The organism is Flavobacterium tegetincola DSM 22377 (assembly GCF_000425485.1).
Lineage (GTDB): Bacteria > Bacteroidota > Bacteroidia > Flavobacteriales > Flavobacteriaceae > Flavobacterium > Flavobacterium tegetincola.
Map to the genome: position 1 here is coordinate 123,973 of NZ_AUDN01000022.1, position 17,088 is coordinate 141,060.

Here is a 17,088-nt window from a genome sequence, read left to right on the forward strand (position 1 = left end):
TAATTTCTTTTAAACAAAAGTACTTGCTTTCTGAAGTGACGCACTATTAATAAATAGTTTGGTAGTTAGGCTAATCTTTTTTTAATCAAAATAGGACATTATGAATTCAATTGACTTATAAGCTAGAACTAAAAAGTTTGCATTAATGATTATCGATTTAGTGGAAGTATTACCGAACACTATTTCATGTAGAGTTATTGCGAATCAAATTGCAAAAAGCGGCACTTCAGTTGGAGCGAATTATAGGGCAGTTTGCAGAGCTAAAAGCGATCGCGAATTTGTCGCAAAAATGACAATTGTAATTGAAGAAGCTGATGAAACGTTATTTTGGATTGAAATTATTCAAGAGAAAAAATGGGCAGATTATGACACTTTAAATTTAATTTGGAAAGAAGGAAATGAATTAACTGCAATATTTGTTGCCACAATAAAGAAAGTTAAAACTCGCCTAAATGATTCGAAATCTTAATCTGCTGAATTCGTTTTTTAAAGGGTTTTTTGCTCAACACAACTCTTAAATCATATATCATAATTCATAAATCAAAAATAACTTCATTCATTAAATCCGAAGCCAAGCGCCTCGGGTTTTTATCTTGTGGTATTTCCAAAGCGGGATTTCTTGAAGATGAAGCGCCTCGATTAGAAGCCTATTTGAAGAACAATTTCAACGGCCAGATGCACTATTTGGAAAATAACTTTGACAAACGCCTAAATCCAACATTACTTGTAGACGATTCGAAAAGTGTGATTTCATTATTGCTTAATTATTTTCCCGAAGAAACGCAACCCGATGGCACGTACAAAATCTCAAAATATGCGTACGGACAAGATTACCATTTTGTCATTAAAGAAAAATTAAATGAACTTTTATACAGCATTCAAACAGAGATTGGCGATGTTTCCGGTCGTGCTTTTGTAGATTCGGCACCCGTTTTAGATAAAGCATGGGCGGCAAAAAGCGGCTTGGGTTGGATGGGCAAAAGCACAAATCTAATTACCCAAAAAATAGGTTCCTTTTACTTCATCGCAGAACTGATTATTGATTTGGAACTCGAATATGACAATGCCACAACGGATCATTGCGGAAGTTGCACGGCTTGCATAGATTCATGTCCCACAGAAGCCATTGTGGCACCATACGTGGTGGACGGAAGTAAATGCATTTCCTATTTTACTATTGAGCTAAAAGAGGCTCTTCCGATGGAAATGAAAGGCAAGATGGACGATTGGATTTTTGGTTGTGACGTGTGCCAAGATGTGTGTCCGTGGAACCGATTTTCAAAAGCGCACAAAGAACCCTTATTCCATCCCAATCCTGATTTATTGTCTTTTTCAAAGAAAGATTGGCACGAAATCACAGCGGATACATTCTCAAAAGTATTTAAAAATTCAGCGGTAAAACGAACTAAATTACAAGGGTTGGAGCGGAATATTAAATTTATTCAACTTCCTTAGTCAAGTGTATTCTTATTTTCTATATTTTTAACGGATAAATAGTTTATTTGTAGTTTAATATAAAATTATTCAAAGTATGGAAATAGGATCAGAAATGCCAAAAGTTTCGTTCAAGATCAAAATAATCACTTCAATTTTATCGGGAACATTTTATGCAGGTAGTTTGTATTTGCTTAATGATTATTTTGACGAACCCATTTACAACCCGACTACTTTAGCCATACAAGGAGTCGCTTTTGGACTATTTATTGGCTTTGGATTTCCACTGCTGATGAAAAAATACGGCAAGAAATCGATACATGCTGCAGGAAAAACCATAGAAATTGAACTGTCAGAAAATGAGACAATAGAGTATGAAGGTCCAGCCAACTTATTTCGTGGCGTGGAAAGCGTAGGTGGAAAATTATTTTTGACCAATAAAAAAGCCATTTTCAAATCACATAAATTAAATATTCAAACGGGTCAAACCGATATTGATTATTCTAGTATCGTAGAAATTGTGTCAAGAAAGACGATTGGAATTGTAGATAACGGCATTCGAATTAAAACCAACGACGGAAAAGAATTCGACTTTGTAGTTAACGATCGGGAAAATTGGCTGGAAAAATTAGGTGAGAAAATAGCGTAGGTATATAAAATTCATTTAAATTGTACCTGCTAATTTTGCCTATGCAGATAAGAAAATCGCATCTTTAATGATATGCTACAATAATTCAATTTCAATTATATTTCCTATCCAATAATCAGTAATTCCGTACAAATCCAAATCAATTATGAAAAACTTTTTCGTTTATATACTTCTATTTTTTACAACTTGTTTGTTTGCACAAGTACAATCTGGTAGAATTACCTATAATTTGATAATTGAGGACGAGGAAGGTTTTAAGAGCGACGCTGCTTTTGCAGGTTATTTTATGAGTGCGGTTGACAATGCAAAATACTTGAGTTAGAACTTAGATTTTAATCAGGAGGCAATGCGTTATTATGAAGTCGAAACCATGGCGTCTGAAGGTCAAAATCTTGCGTTTGCCAAAGCTTTTTCTGGATCTTACGGAATATTTTATAATGAAAAAGATTCGAATGTAGTTTTAAATCAAACTGACAATGAGCAATTGGGATTGGTGATTGTGAATATTGAAAGTAAAAGAGAGTGGGAATTAACAACTGAGTCGCAAGTCATCAACGGCTTATTGTGTTATCGTGCTAATAGTTTTAATACTGTCGATAATGGCAAACGCATCTTCAAACACCAAGTTATTGCATGGTATTGTCCGTCCTTGCCGTTCTCTTACGGGCCAATGGAATACGGAGGTTTGCCAGGATTGATTTTAAGTTTACAAGTTCGGAATGTAATCTTTGGCGCCACAAAAATTGATTTAGATCCAACATATGATCTTAAGATAACAAAACCTGTCAAAGGTAAATTCATGACATTAGCAGAATTCGAAAAAAAGCTGGGTGAAGCTGGGCCGCCAATGAGATAGTGGGTTTTAATAATTCAATTTTTAAAAATAACATTCTGTTTCTGATGCTCTACTATATTTACTATTAGGAACCGTTGAAGTAGATTACCATTTTTCAACCGTAACAATTACTAAAATGGCAAAGACGCCGTTTGTTTCTGATCCTAGATACTCTGATTCTCCTATCCATGAATATCGAACCCAACAAAGCTTAAAAGAAGATGTTAGTAGTGCCCAACGTGCTCTTTATCCCAAAGAAAGTGGGTTAACGAGATAGAAAATGAAAAATTATCAATAAAAAATTGACCGCTGTTGTATTATTATCGTATGACTGATTCTCCTTGAAAAGTGGAGACGTAGGCTTTTTTTGCATGCCCGAACGGGTGGAAAGGACATACGCCGTTACAGCTATTTCGACAATCTGACTACCCGTGATCTTCGTTTATACAAGCAGCGGTTCAATTTATGCTTTCTGATTGCACTATTTTTAAAAAGGAGGTGAATCGAAAATTAATTTTTACTAAATTACATATTCAACTACTAAAGGTACTTGTATAATTTTTGAAATATTTTATAAAGATTCTAATTTCAAATTTTAAAACATCTTCTTTAAATAGTATAAAATTTAATCTACCAAGTAATTGTAAATTTATCTTCCGCCAATTAACGCTTTAATATATATAAGATGATACAAATAGGACAACAAGTACAGCAAACATTTGGAGGACCCGTTAAGACCGTTTTGGATTTGGAACCTGAACTAATTGAAAATGGTATTACACAATGGACGGATGAATTTGGTACTGTATCAACTGGAAAATTCATGGATACTCAATTCCAAAATATTCATTAAATTATGGAAAGTTCAATCCCTATAAAACAATGTACTCTAGATAAGCTACAACATTGTATTAATGTGCTTAAAGAGAAAAATTGCAATATCGCTTCTGCTGAAGGTGCAACTAATGGTAGTATTCATCAATTTTTTACATCCTTGAAGGAATCCGAAAATTTTTTAATTGGAAATATTGTAGCATGTAAAGACTATATGAAAGATTTTTTTTTTGGGATTGATGCAAAAGTTATACAGAAATACGTAAAGGAATCTTTAGAAGTGGCTAGAATAATGGCTCACAAATTAGATAACAATTTAAAAGCAAGTGTCAAAGTTTCCCTAACTAATTATCTCAAAAAATATCGCAGTACTACAAAAGATAATAATGAACATATTATTTGCATCATATCATTTTTCCAAATTTTGAATTAAGCAAAGAATTTGAAAGTACTAGAAATCAGGTCGAGATTGCAAAGGATGCATTGGAACTCATTTGTGATATAGTTATTAATAATAGCGAAATTGAATCAATAATTTAAATAGATACTTATGAGGTCAATATGGTCGGGTGCAATAAGTTTTGGATTAATAAATATTCCAATTAAAATTGTTTCAGCTATTGAAACAACTAATTTAGATTTGGATATGTTAGATAAATCTGACCTTGCAAATATTAAGTTTAAGCGTGTAAACGAAAATACTGGAAAAGAAGTTTCGTACTCAAACATTGTAAAAGGCTACAAAGTGGACGAAAAATACGTTGTACTCGAAGATGAAGATTTTGAAGCGGCAGATGCGGAAAAGACTAAAACTATTGACATTTTAAGCTTTACTAATGAAGATGAAATAGACAGCCTCTACTATGAACAGCCCTATTATTTAGAACCCTTGAAAGGAGCAGCAAAAGCGTATTCGCTATTACGAGATGCAATGAGAGAAACGGGTAAGGTAGGAGTTACAAATTTTGTACTTCGCAACAAGCAGGCATTAGCAATATTAAAACCATATCAAGATGTAATTGTCTTGAATCGTATTCGATTTGAACAGGAAATCCGTTCAACTAAAGATATGAAATTGCCAAAAGTCAGTGCAACAAAATCAAAGGAAGTAGAAATGGCTAATAAATTGATTGAGCAGCTAACAGAAAAATTTGATATTTCTTCTTACAAAGATGAGTATAGTGCAAAACTTTTAAAAATTATCAAAGCCAAAGTCAAAGGTAAGAAGACTAAAGCTACACCGATGAAAGTGGTGCATAAACAAAAAGATGATTTGATGTCAATGCTTAAGGCAAGTTTAGAAGACAAAAAGAAGAAATCTTCTTAAATCATTTTTTTCATGATTTTTTCAATGTCTGCCGTTTCCGTCAACACACCTTTCCACAAATCACCTTTTTCTTCAAAGCGTGAAAGTACGCTATTAATAGTAAACTGGGTCGGTTTCAAATCGAATGTCACTTCACTCCATTCAAGTGGAGTTGATACAGTGGCACTGGGTTGAGGTCTTACACAGTATGGAGCTGCAATTGTTTGTCCTCGTCTATTTTGCAAATGATCTATATATATTTTTCCTTCCCTCTTTTTGATACTACGTTCAAGGGTCGTAATTTGTGGTACTCTCGATTGCACTTCTAATGCAATCAAATTAGCAAAAATCTTAACCGTTTCATAATTGTATTTTGCATGCAGTGGTATGTAAACGTGCATGCCTGTTGCACCGGATGTCTTGCAGTAGCAGGGTGCTTCTAATTCATCCAAAACTTCTTTGACAACCAATGCGGTTTTAACAACATTTTTGAAATTTTCATTCGCTGGGTCAATGTCGATTATCGCCCAATCAGGATTATTCAGCCTGCACAATTGAGAACTCCAAGGATTAAGCTCGATGCAACCCAAATTTGCTAAGTACAATAAGGTTTGTTTGTCATTGCAAATCAAATAATTAATTTCATCATTATTTGATTCAGAATATACTTTTTTAGTTTGAAGCCAAGAGGGCACTTTTTCTATATCGATATTTTTTTGATAAAATGCAGGTTTATCAATACCATTCGGATATCGATTTAATGATTGCGGTCTGTTTTCAATATAAGGCAGGATGAAGTTCGAAATTTGATTATAATATTCAATCATTGCCCCTTTAGTGATACCACTTTCTGGAAAATAAATTTTATTTTGATTCGTTAATTGCAACTTCGCTGTTCCGATTTTGACTTCTAAATTATCTTTGTTTTCAGTATTTAAATATGATTTTTCAAATGTTGCGTGAATTTCATTATAATTTGATTTTTCAGAATCATTCACAATTTCACTCGAAGATTTATCTGCTCGAAGTCCTAAAAAAACAGGATGACGAAGATGCTTTTTCTTTGTCCATTCCGTAAATTTTACTTGACAAACTAAGTCGGGCTTTATCCAAATTACATCTTCTTTCAGGGTTGGTTTTTTGATTAGTGAAGATGAATTAGTAATGATGGGGTTCATTTTAGCATGTAACTCTTTTAACAATTTTTCTGTGAAACCCGTTCCACATTTACCAATATATTTTAATTCCTTGCCGAAATATTGCCCGAGAAGTAAAGCTCCAAAATAATTACGAGAACCTGAGGGTTCTGTAAATCCTATTATAATAGCTTCCTCTTGTTGCACTAATTTAATTTTGAGCCATTCATTACTTCGCTTACCTGTTTGATAAGTACTATCAAATTTCTTAGCAATAATTCCTTCACTCTTCTCATCAATAGCTTGCTGTAGCCTTTTAATTCCCTCTCCTTTTAAATAGGGGGCGAGTATACTATTTTTTAATGCATATTTTTTTAATAGCATTTCTAAGAGTTCCTTTCTATTATGAAGCGGTAAAGTTGTTGTATCGTTACCGTCCAGATTTAGAATATCAAAAATGTAATACTTTAAAATTCCCTTACTGTTTTTTGAATAATTTTGCAAGTCTGCGAAAGAATGACTTCCCTGTTCATTTTCTAATACAACTTCGCCATCTAAAACTGTGTTGTGTGCTATTGTATTCAATTCTGAAATTAACGATTTAAAATCATCGCTATAAGAGTTATTATTACGACTGTACAATTCAGTATTCCCATCATTTACAACTGCAATTATGCGATAGCCGTCGTATTTATTTTCGAAAATCCATTCTTCGGAATTGAAAGCTTTGTCAGTTGGAGTTGCAAACATTGGTTGGGAAAATGCCACTTCTTCACTAATTGTTTCCACCGCATCGGTTTTTAGTTGTTCAAGTTGTTCTATACTTTTATTTGAAATAATGGACTTATCTTGTAATAACACATTTTTAGTAGTTGAATGTTGATCTTCTTTTTTCATTAAAAGCCAGTTCGTACTCTCTTTGCCTTTAATTCTTACTAGTGAAAATGCACCTTTCAATTTTTTGCCCTTTAATATAATGCTTAAATGTCCCTTATTAAATTGATTAGTAAGTACTAACTGTGCATCGTCTTTTTGTATACCCGATGGTAAATATGTGCCGTTGTCCCATACTATTACCGTGCCTGCTCCATAATTTCCTTTAGGAATTGAGCCTTCAAAATCCTTGTAATCATACGGATGCTCTTCTACTAAAACTGCCAACCTTTTGTCATCTGGATTTAAAGATGGACCCTTTGGTACTGCCCAACTCAGTAGTACACCATTTAATTCAAGTCTGAAATCGTAATGTAGATGTGAGGCTTTGTGTTTTTGAACTACAAAAATCACCTTGTCTTTAGAGCCTTTTACTTTTCCTGACGGTTCCGTTGTTTGATTAAAGTTTCGTTTCTCATTGTATTTCTGTAATGACATATATTTTTTGTAATTATTAGAAAATAAAGCTTGCAAAAGGTCATTGCTAAAAATACTATTTTAAAATAAACACCCTTGTTTTTAGAAATTGTAAATTTCAGAATTACAAACAATTTTCTTTTTACAGTATATAATCCAAGATTCATAAATTAAACTTAAAGAATTAGTAAGTATAAAAAACTAACATGGTTTTATTTTCGCGCACTTATAATCTTCATTAAACATTTAATATTTCGCGTTAACTTTCATAATCAATGTGATAACTATTATTTTTTTAATTTTGTAATGTAAACTATTTTATTTCATTCAAATCGTAATCTATAGCTCGTCATTTTCCTCGTACAATTGTGTTAACTCATCGATGTTATTTCCTATTTCACCACCTTGTTGAATATTTGTTATCCAAGATTCTACCACTATTAAACTTGTAGCACTACACGCTTGCAGTCCGTAGGAATAAGGTCTTAAGCCACCCGTATGCGTGAAATTAATGTCGTAAATATTATTATTTGTTGCTCCAGTAGCGTTAATAGTGTTGTAACTTCCATTAATGGCTATACCAGATAATTTTAAGCTTTGTTGGTTGTCTTTGTTTAACGTAACTAGCTCTATTTTTGATTCATTTGCGATTTGATTATCTGCAAATACAGCAGTCGCGTTAACTACATCGCCGTGAGCTACGAGCGATTTAAAAGGATATTTATCTAATTCTAATTTTTTACCTCCACCACAATTGACAAACAATTGGTATTTTATCGTTTCCGCCTCTCCATTTTCTTTCTCAATTTCTACCTCAGTTTGTGATTCAGTAGTTACATGTTGAATATTAGTTACTCTCCCTGTCTTTAGAGAAACTGTTTGAGCATCATACAATGCAAGCAAAATCTCGGCTGACTGCAAAGGTAGTGCAGCAATCACGTTCATTAAAAAGGACATAATCTCTTTATGAAAAAAGATGTGGTCTTCCGCTGGTAATAATTCTGCATGGTAATTTAAACTGTACATCAGGTCGTCTAATGTTTCCATCCAATAAATAGGAATTTTATTGTATACCGAGTTTTTGGCTGTATGCATTTCCAGGCGCATTCCTTCAAAAGAGTTGGTGTAAATGTGTCTTTCAGCCATAACTTCCACGAGATTCGCAAATGTGAAAGAACGTTCCTTCAACATCTCTGCAATCTCAATTAATTTATCTTTTGTAAAAGCTTTGATTAATGCAGGACGGCAGAGTTTATCAAAATAATTTTCAATTCGTAAAAAACCTTGTTCATTAATCAAATCAAGCAATTGAATTTTTTTAAAGTGGCGGTAAATTTCTCTTATAGGTTTCTGCTGTTCATATTGCAAATGAGGTAGCCAACCTGCCGCAGAATGCAGTACGATTTGGAATTTAGGATTTTCTGCATTTTTAGTATATTTTAATGCTCCATTGACTTTACTAAAAGACCCGTGTCTGTGCGAGAGTGAAGTCACTACATCAAAAGCACTTAATGAAGATCCTAGAATTCCAATTAGAAAATTATACGATTGGTTTTTCTTAGGAAAAAGTTTATGAATAGGCCACGGCGAAGCGTAATATCCGACTTCTTGAACATCTTTTTCTTTCCATTCATGTCCATTTGCGATAATTGTTGTAGTATAATTGTACGAATTTCCATTTGCAGTAATAATGCTTACCTCGGAATTATCTCTTCGAATGATGTCTACCACTTCACTTTCGGCATTTCGAACTACTTTAATTCCACTGCATTCTATTGACTGAATTAATTGCTGAAACTGATGTTCAAAATAACTCCCAAGTGCCACACGATTGTACACTTCCGCATCGTTGATTTTTGCATCTCCTATATTTAGTTTTGCTAGCGTCTCCACATTTTGTTGCCTTAACCAATCTGCAAATGTAATCGTTAACAACGGTATTTCTTCGGAAGATATATTTGCAAGATTATAAATATCAGTAGTTTTCGGTCGATATGGCATTCCCATACCTAATGTACTTTCTTTCTCAAAAATAGTGATAGTCTGTATCTCCTGCTTTAAAATGGACACGTGACTCAAAATGTATTTCATCAAGTAGAGTGCGGTAGGACCACTTCCGATGATTGCAATATTTGTTAAGTTAATCATAGGGTGGTGTTTTAAAATGTTTATCGTCGCTCTGGGTTATTAAAATTTATTTGATTGTTATCATATTAAAATTTGCTCTGGGATGTTTGAGGGTAATCTTAACAGAACGAAATTCTTTTCTTCAAATCACTATTGATATTTTCTAATTTCGCTAATTACTTCGTCATACATTTCACTCAAAGCAACTATAAAATCTCCCTGCCTTCCGATTTTCAAAGCATGAGCAATCGCGGCCTTTTCATCGGCTATCAAATCATAGGATATGTTTGTATTTCCCTCTTTCATTCCTTTAATCATCAAATTATTAATTTCATCCAGTTTCCGACCTCGAAGTCCACTTTCCTGCCTCACTACGATGTGGTCAAACATTGAAGCTGCAATTTTTGCTAATTCAATAATATCTTCATCTCTGCGATCTCCCACTCCTGCTACTATTCCAATTTTGCGATTCGCTTCTATAGTAGTTAGATAACTTTTCAGTCCCAACATTCCATGCGGATTGTGTGCATAATCAACCAAAACATTGAAATCTTTGCATTTAAAAAGATTCATTCGACCAGGCGTCTGTTCGTATGAAGGCAGAAATGTTTTAAGTCCTTCTTGTATTTGCAATTTGGTGAAACCGAATGCAAAAGTTGCTCCTGCGGCAGCAAGTACATTTGCTGTCATAAAATGTGCAGTTCCATTTTGCGTCAGGGGAATATCATTCAGATTTTCTATAAATATTGTGTGGATACCATTTTTGATTACAATAGCGTCATCTTCTACAACAGCAGCCAAGCCACCATTGTTCAGATGTATCTGGATAATTGGATTATCACTTTTCAACGAAAAATAAACCACATTGCACTCGATTTCTTTTGCAATATTTATGCAATGACTGTCATCTGCATTTAAGACTGCCCACCCCTCTTTTTTTACGCTACGTGCGACAACTGCTTTCACATTTGCTAAGTCTTCGAGGTTATTGATGTCGCTAATACCTAAATGATCTTCTTGTATGTTTGTGATGATTCCGACATCGCACTGCTCGAAAGATAATCCAGAACGTAGTAAGCCCCCTCGTGCAGTTTCTAGTATTGCGAAATCCACTAATGGATCTTGCAGGATAATTGCAGCACTTAAAGGTCCTGTTGTATCTCCTGTTTTAACTTTATAATTACCGATATAGATTCCGTCGGTAGTTGTATATCCTGGAAGGTAACCAGCAGATTTTGCTATATGTGCGATGAGTCTAGTTGTGGTGGTTTTACCATTTGTACCCGTGATTGCAAATAATGGTATGGTGCTTGAACTATTTGGCGGATATAACATATCAACCACTGCTTTAGCCACATTACGTGATTTACCTGAAGAAGGAGAAAGGTGCATGCGAAAACCAGGTGCTGCATTAACTTCTAGTACAACTCCATTATTTTGTGTTATTGAGTTAGAAATACTTGGTGCCATAATATCAATTCCACAAATATCTAAACCTACTAGGGTCGCAATTCTTTCAGCCATAAATCTATTATCTGGATGAACTTCATCAGTTACATCTCCTGCTGTACCTCCAGTGCTTAAATTTGCTGTTGATTTAAGAATTAATTTCTCATTTATTTTGGGAATGCTTTCGTAGGTGTAGCCGAGTCGTTCCAAGTGAACGAAAGTATCCATGTCAAATGCAATTTTAGTGAGGACGGTTTCGTGTCCATTGCCTCTGTTGGAATCTTTATTTACTTTCTCTATAAGTTCTCTTACGCTAGCTTCTCCGTCGCCCGTGATATTAGCGGGAGTGCGAATAGCAGCTGCTACAAATTTGCCATCAATCACAAGCATGCGGTAATCATTTCCCGTGATGAATTTTTCCACGATGACATATGAACTGTATTCTTGCGCATGAATAAATGCTAGTTCTGCAGTTTCATGGTCTTGAATATTTACACTGACACCTCTTCCATGGTTTCCATTTAAAGGTTTTATTACAATAGGGAAACCCACTTTATTTATTATTGCAATCATCCGCTCGATTGTTCTACAACAATCTCCCTTAGCAACAGGAATACCTGCCTCTGAAAGCAGTCTTTTGGCGTCGTCTTTGTCACCGGCAATATCCACTGCAACTGCTGAGGTATTGCAAGTCATCGTAGCACGCAACTGCTTTTGATTTTTGCCATAACCCAATTGAATCTTTGAACCTTTACCCAATCTTCTCCATGGAATTCCGCGACGCGCTGCTTCTTCGACAATACTTTTTGTACTTGGTCCTAAATCATATCTTTTTCGCAATTTAACAAGTTCTTCAATATCATTTGAAATTTGATATTCTTCGTTTTCTGCGAGTGCTTTTACAATTCGAAATGCTGCTTTTGCAGCGTATAAACCTGCTTGTTCAATTTGGTAACTAAAAACCATATTATAAACTCCCTTTACAGCAGTTTCCCTCGTTCTTCCGTAACCTGTTTCCATTCCGGCTAAACTCTGAATTTCAAGGGCTACATGTTCCATTACATGTCCTAACCAAGTGCCTCTTTCTAATCTAATGAAAAATCCGCCCCTACAATTTTCTGAACATTCATGCTCAATCAGAGTAGGTAAAGCTACCATTATCCTATCCTTAAAACCAGGAATCAAATCAGTTGGAAAGGATTCCATTTCTTCAAGATCAAGTTTTATCTGGATTAATTTCTTTCTGTAATTGCTCCATATATTGGGACCTCGCAACACTTGAGTTTTAAGAATTTTCATACATATTTATTTTTTCAGAATTAGCTTGGCATTCTCTAACAAATTTCTAAGACTAGTATGTAAATTCAGTTATAATATTTAGCGTTTTTGTTATAATTTTGAATAACTGAAGAAGATTACAGATAACTCAAAATACAGGGTTAAAGATTAAATTGGCAATTAAAGTCTAATTCTAATCTATTTATATTTCAGACGACTAAATTGTAATGTCAAAAAATATTTAATGAATAGTGTAAATTATTTTGTGATTATTATTAGAATTTTATAAAACTTAAATTTAAAATCGCAATTATGAAAGCAGCAGTTATTCAGGGACCTGGTTTAGTTACTTATGAAACCGTTGACGATCCCATTTTGAAAGAAGCAGACGATATTATTTTAAAGGTCACCTCAACCGCTATTTGTGGTTCTGACTTGCATATCTATTCTGGAGGAATTCCTCAGCCTAGACCGATGGTACTGGGCCATGAATTTATGGGAATAGTGGAAGACGTAGGACGGGGCGTTACGCATTTGAAAAAAGGAGATCGTGTTATAGTTCCTTTTCCTATTGCTTGTGGTGGTTGCTTCTTTTGTAATCACGATTTGCCAGGACACTGTGAAAATAGTAATCCCGAACATTATGGACCTGAAGGGGGTGTTTTGACTGAGAAAGGTGGGGCAATGTTTGGTTACACCGACTTATATGGCGGTTATGATGGCGGTCAAGCAGAGTATGTTCGCGTTCCGTATGCTAACGTGGGACCACGTGTTGTACCTGATAATTTGACTGACGAACAAGTTTTATTTCTAACAGACATATTTCCTACTGGCTACACGGGAGTTGATTGGGCTGAAATAAAAGGAGGTGAAACGGTTGCCATTTTTGGTGCCGGACCTGTAGGTGTAATGGCGGCTAAAAGCGCCTATTTGCGAGGAGCTGCGTTGGTAATTATTATCGATACCGTGAAATATCGTTTAGAAAGTGCAAAACAAACGACGGGCAGCGCTACCATTTTATGGGAGGGTAATGTAAAAGACGTAGTGCAGCAAATTCGTGATTTGACACAAGGACGCGGTGCAGATGCGTGTATCGACGCTGTTGGATTTGAACCCGACCGAAGTATTATTGATAAAGCTAAAGCGGTACTTCATTTTGAAAAAGGTTCTGTAAAAGTCTTGGAAGCTTGTATGAGTGCTGTTCGAAGAGGTGGAATTGTTTCTGTTTTAGGCGTATATCCATATTTATATGATAATTTTCCTATTGGTCAGTTTTTCGACAAGGGTTTGCGATTGCGGGGCGGTCAAGCTCCGGTGCATAAACATATAGATAAATTGCTCCAATACGTAGTTGATGGAAAAGTAAAATTAGATGATATCATCACGCACCGTTTACCGCTGTCAGAGATCAAGCAGGCTTATGATGTTTTTAGTAAACGTACGGACGGTTGTGTGAAAGTGGTTTTAGATCCGTGGACTTAGAAAGTGCTTGAACACTTCGTACATATCAAAAAGCTTCAATGAATATTTCATTGAAGCTTTTAAGTAATTTAGAAATTTAATTTTTTTTACGCGTCTCATAAGGATTTCACTCTATTGTGGTCATTTATTAATGCTGCTCTTTGCTTAATAAAAAAAATAAGTTATGGAAAACAGTAAAACCATCTCGGCTCTAAATGAGCTAATTGAAATTAACAACGACCGAGTAGAAGGCTATGAAACAGCAGCTGGTGTAACGAAAGACACTGATTTATTACGTCTTTTTGGAGATTTAAGGGCAATGAGTTAGACGAACTTAGCGGAAATTCGATTAGAAGTAAAAAGTCTTGGCGGAGACATGGAAGAAGGGACACGTACTACTGGAAATTTTTTTAGAGTTTGGATGGACGTTAAAGCGGCATTCACAGGAAACAATAGAGCTACTATTTTAGATTCTTGTGAATTTGGTGAAGATAAAGCACTGGAAACCTTTGAATCTGTTTTAGAAAATCGTGAAAAATTAGGTCCAAATCATATTACGCTTCTTCAAAAACAACAGGCGGCTTTGAGAGCTGATCACGATAAAGTGCGTGCATTTCGAGCTGCGGCAAAAGATTAGTTATATAATCTTTTACCACAATAAATGTAAAAAGTCTCCGTAATTGGAGACTTTTATATTTTTTAAGAAGTAAAAAAATTAATTGTCAATTGTCTTCTTTTTCTTTCTGGTGTTGCTGCATTTTTGTGGTTTCATCATCTATTTGAGTTACTCGATTATCAATATGTTCATCAGCGGGTTGCTGTCCCAATTCTCTACCGAGTTCACTTTCTTTAATATCAATTTTTTCTTGTGCTTTGATTTTTTTGGCACTCGGTTCGAAATTTACATCTTTGTAATTCAAGTCACGTGGATTATCTTCTCGGTCTTTTTTATTTTCTGTGTTGCTCATCATTTTATTAATTTAAAATAGCGAAAACTTTATTAACTAGGAGACGCTATAAGTTTATAAAAATTTGGCTCATTTGGAATGAGGTTTCTTAAGGTTTTTCTAAAAATGTTTTTAAATTTTCGATGTCATTTTTAACCATTTTTTCGAATAAAGGATTCAGAAATTTAGCGGTAGCTTCGCCTACCACACCTAATGGAGCATGATACGAAATGTTTATATCAAGATCGCTTCCGCCATTTGCATTTTCTGCAAATAGTACTTTTCCAGCATTGTTAATAGTGGATTCTGATAATGAACGCCAACTTATTACCTTGTTTGTTTCTTCGTTTATGATTTCAGCATTCCATTGAATGGTTCCTATTCCTGCAGGACCTTTGGCAATCCAGTTCGAAATGGAGGGCGTTTTTTGCACTACTGATTCTAAATGGCTCATGAATTTAGGCAGATTTTCTAATTCTCTCCAAAAATTATAGACTTCATTAATAGATTTGTTGACATGAACGGAGGTACGAATATTAATATTTTTAATCTTATGGTGTTGAATTCTCTCAGCAGCGTCATAAATGGGACAATATCCACTAAATCCTCTTGCCAACATTGTAGTTCCTGCAATACTTTGAGCTATATTTTTCTTTTTTCCGGAAAGACCATTGTATAATAAATATCCTCCAGCGACAACCATTAACATTCGTTCTAATTTACTTACGTTGGCTTCTCGTCCAAAAATAGTAGTACACGAATTTGATGGATTCACTTCGCTAAGCATTTGAGCCTCTTTAACGGTATGGCTACTGTCATATCGATTGGGGTCGGTTCCGCTTAAGTTTTTGTCTTTTTTAATTTTTTGATTTGTGTCATTTGAAGTATTCATAACTTTAGCATTTTGATGTTAATTCACTTTTATAGGTACTTTCAAATTTATCATCTAATTAATTTACAGTCATTATAGTATGGGGAATTAATATTGTAATATTTCAATAATAAAAATAAAATATTTTAGTTGTTGCCAAATGACTTAAATGCCCATTCAAGATCGATAAGAAGAAATCCGCAAATTATTTTATTCATTATCTGATATATTTAAAATTTTTCTTCGCTTAAACTCCTCTTGCTTATGATAGATTGCTAGGATTAATTCTTGAAGCGAAAAACAATATCTATTTTAAAATTAAAACGATTTGACAAAACCATTTAGCTTTAATAACTAGTATAGTTCAGCCCTACCGTTTGTTAAAATGTAGAAATTTCTCACAAAAGTTTCTTTAGATGTTGTTATATTTATAGCTTAAAGATAAATGCCCTAATTGAATATTTTAATTGCCGATGATCATTCTTCGACCGTTACGGGTTTACAGACAATCCTTAAACAAATTGTCAATAATGAATTCCTTACATTTTCAGAAAGTTTTTCTTGTGAAGAAACCTTTCAGAGGATTCATGATACATTGTCAAAAAATAAAGTTTTTGATTTGGCACTTCTTGATTATGGTATGCCTCCCTGTCCTGAACAAGAAATATATTCTGGAGGAGATTTAGCTTTGCACCTCAAGAGCGTAATGTCTGAATTTAAAGTGCTATTAATGACGGGAGCGATGAACGGTATTACCGTATTTGATGTAGTACAAAAATATTAAGCCAGATGCCTTTATTTTTAAAAGTGATATCAATGCTAGTCATTTCCCACAAATATTAATGGATCTTTCTGAAAATAAAATTTAAATAAGCGAAGGCATTCAAAAAGAGTATCACAAAATATGGAAAATAAAGTGTTTGCTAATGAGTATAATTGAACGATTTTAAATTGTATTTCACAAGGATATAAAATTAAGGAAATAAGTGCCGAAATTAACCTTAGTGAAGGAGCCATTCACAAACAGATTTCTATAATAAAAACCGCTTTAGCAATTAGTGAGGATGGTTCTATTCTTAGAGAGGCATAAAAAAGAGGCTATGTAAAGATAAACTATACATTTTGGTAAATGTAACTAATGAAATTTGGATATGTAATTATAATGCTACAATTCCACGGTGCTTTAATGCATTAAACACACAAATTTTATACATTTAAAAAATAAAACAAAAATAAAAAAATTTATTTTTAGTGCTATCGCAATGGTAGCTTTTGTGGGATGTAGTTTTGCGGGTGATACCAATCCTCCCAAAACTTTATTAAGAGACTTTAAGGCAGAAAGTAAGAATGCACAAGATAGCTCAGCTCCTTATATTGATTGGGCAATCGCTCAATTAATTGGACAAGATGC

16 protein-coding genes and 1 pseudogene are annotated in these 17,088 nt (G+C 34.2%); 12 read left to right on the top strand and 5 right to left on the bottom strand.

Features of this window, described 5'->3' with window-relative positions; translation table 11 throughout:
• Positions 1 to 136: 136 nt before the first annotated feature.
• The 8 genes and pseudogenes from H602_RS18235 to ku all read left to right on the top strand — a co-directional run.
• Positions 137 to 469: pseudogene (locus H602_RS18235) on the top strand (four helix bundle protein); the annotation flags it as partial.
• A gap of 56 nt (positions 470 to 525) precedes the next feature.
• Complete coding sequence (gene queG / locus H602_RS0105950; RefSeq protein ID WP_026977194.1) at positions 526 to 1,455, top strand: tRNA epoxyqueuosine(34) reductase QueG; 930 nt, start codon at positions 526 to 528, stop codon at positions 1,453 to 1,455.
• A 76-nt stretch (positions 1,456 to 1,531) separates the two neighbouring features.
• Positions 1,532 to 2,083: a GRAM domain-containing protein gene (locus H602_RS20175; RefSeq protein WP_211224033.1), complete on the top strand. Its 552-nt coding sequence runs from the start codon at positions 1,532 to 1,534 to the stop codon at positions 2,081 to 2,083.
• Between the two features lie 145 nt (positions 2,084 to 2,228).
• Positions 2,229 to 2,405 (top strand): hypothetical protein, encoded by a 177-nt coding sequence (locus tag H602_RS19835; protein ID WP_157504932.1) that lies wholly within the window; start codon positions 2,229 to 2,231, stop codon positions 2,403 to 2,405.
• Positions 2,406 to 2,429: 24 nt separating this feature from the next.
• Positions 2,430 to 2,939, top strand: a complete 510-nt coding sequence (locus tag H602_RS0105965; RefSeq protein ID WP_026977195.1) for a GLPGLI family protein — start codon at positions 2,430 to 2,432, stop codon at positions 2,937 to 2,939.
• Positions 2,940 to 3,603: 664 nt separating this feature from the next.
• Complete coding sequence (locus H602_RS20080) at positions 3,604 to 3,771, top strand: hypothetical protein (RefSeq protein WP_169516022.1); 168 nt, start codon at positions 3,604 to 3,606, stop codon at positions 3,769 to 3,771.
• Positions 3,772 to 3,774: 3 nt separating this feature from the next.
• Positions 3,775 to 4,185, top strand: coding sequence for a CinA family protein (locus tag H602_RS0105980; RefSeq protein ID WP_026977196.1), 411 nt, complete (start codon positions 3,775 to 3,777; stop codon positions 4,183 to 4,185).
• A gap of 117 nt (positions 4,186 to 4,302) precedes the next feature.
• The gene (gene ku / locus H602_RS0105985) at positions 4,303 to 5,079 is read left to right on the top strand and encodes a non-homologous end joining protein Ku (protein WP_026977197.1); all 777 of its coding nucleotides are present in this window, start codon (positions 4,303 to 4,305) and stop codon (positions 5,077 to 5,079) included.
• On the opposite strand, the gene ligD is transcribed toward ku, so the two are convergent.
• From ligD to cphA, 3 genes are all read right to left on the bottom strand, one after another.
• Positions 5,076 to 7,601: a DNA ligase D gene (gene ligD, locus H602_RS0105990; protein WP_245574924.1), complete on the bottom strand. Its 2,526-nt coding sequence runs from the start codon at positions 7,599 to 7,601 to the stop codon at positions 5,076 to 5,078. The genes ku and ligD overlap by 4 nt on opposite strands.
• A gap of 282 nt (positions 7,602 to 7,883) precedes the next feature.
• Positions 7,884 to 9,692 (bottom strand): FAD/NAD(P)-binding protein, encoded by a 1,809-nt coding sequence (locus H602_RS0105995; RefSeq protein WP_245574925.1) that lies wholly within the window; start codon positions 9,690 to 9,692, stop codon positions 7,884 to 7,886.
• 129 nt (positions 9,693 to 9,821) lie between these two features.
• Complete coding sequence (gene cphA, locus H602_RS0106000; RefSeq protein WP_026977200.1) at positions 9,822 to 12,419, bottom strand: cyanophycin synthetase; 2,598 nt, start codon at positions 12,417 to 12,419, stop codon at positions 9,822 to 9,824.
• Between the two features lie 291 nt (positions 12,420 to 12,710).
• On the opposite strand from cphA, the gene H602_RS0106005 reads away from it, so the two are divergent.
• The 3 genes from H602_RS0106005 to H602_RS20185 all read left to right on the top strand — a co-directional run bounded on the left by H602_RS0106005 (position 12,711) and on the right by H602_RS20185 (position 14,496).
• Positions 12,711 to 13,880: a zinc-dependent alcohol dehydrogenase gene (locus H602_RS0106005; RefSeq protein WP_026977201.1), complete on the top strand. Its 1,170-nt coding sequence runs from the start codon at positions 12,711 to 12,713 to the stop codon at positions 13,878 to 13,880.
• Positions 13,881 to 14,043: 163 nt separating this feature from the next.
• Positions 14,044 to 14,187 (top strand): ferritin family protein, encoded by a 144-nt coding sequence (locus H602_RS20180; protein WP_211224035.1) that lies wholly within the window; start codon positions 14,044 to 14,046, stop codon positions 14,185 to 14,187.
• Between the two features lie 15 nt (positions 14,188 to 14,202).
• Complete coding sequence (locus tag H602_RS20185) at positions 14,203 to 14,496, top strand: PA2169 family four-helix-bundle protein (protein WP_281170771.1); 294 nt, start codon at positions 14,203 to 14,205, stop codon at positions 14,494 to 14,496.
• An 85-nt stretch (positions 14,497 to 14,581) separates the two neighbouring features.
• On the opposite strand, the gene H602_RS0106015 is transcribed toward H602_RS20185, so the two are convergent.
• Together H602_RS0106015 and H602_RS0106020 are read right to left on the bottom strand one after the other, a co-directional pair.
• The gene (locus H602_RS0106015; RefSeq protein ID WP_157504935.1) at positions 14,582 to 14,830 is read right to left on the bottom strand and encodes a hypothetical protein; all 249 of its coding nucleotides are present in this window, start codon (positions 14,828 to 14,830) and stop codon (positions 14,582 to 14,584) included.
• 85 nt (positions 14,831 to 14,915) lie between these two features.
• Positions 14,916 to 15,698, bottom strand: coding sequence for a YgaP-like transmembrane domain (locus H602_RS0106020; protein WP_245574926.1), 783 nt, complete (start codon positions 15,696 to 15,698; stop codon positions 14,916 to 14,918).
• A 433-nt stretch (positions 15,699 to 16,131) separates the two neighbouring features.
• On the opposite strand from H602_RS0106020, the gene H602_RS18250 reads away from it, so the two are divergent.
• Positions 16,132 to 16,461 (top strand): response regulator, encoded by a 330-nt coding sequence (locus H602_RS18250; protein ID WP_026977204.1) that lies wholly within the window; start codon positions 16,132 to 16,134, stop codon positions 16,459 to 16,461.
• Positions 16,462 to 17,088 lie beyond the last annotated feature (627 nt).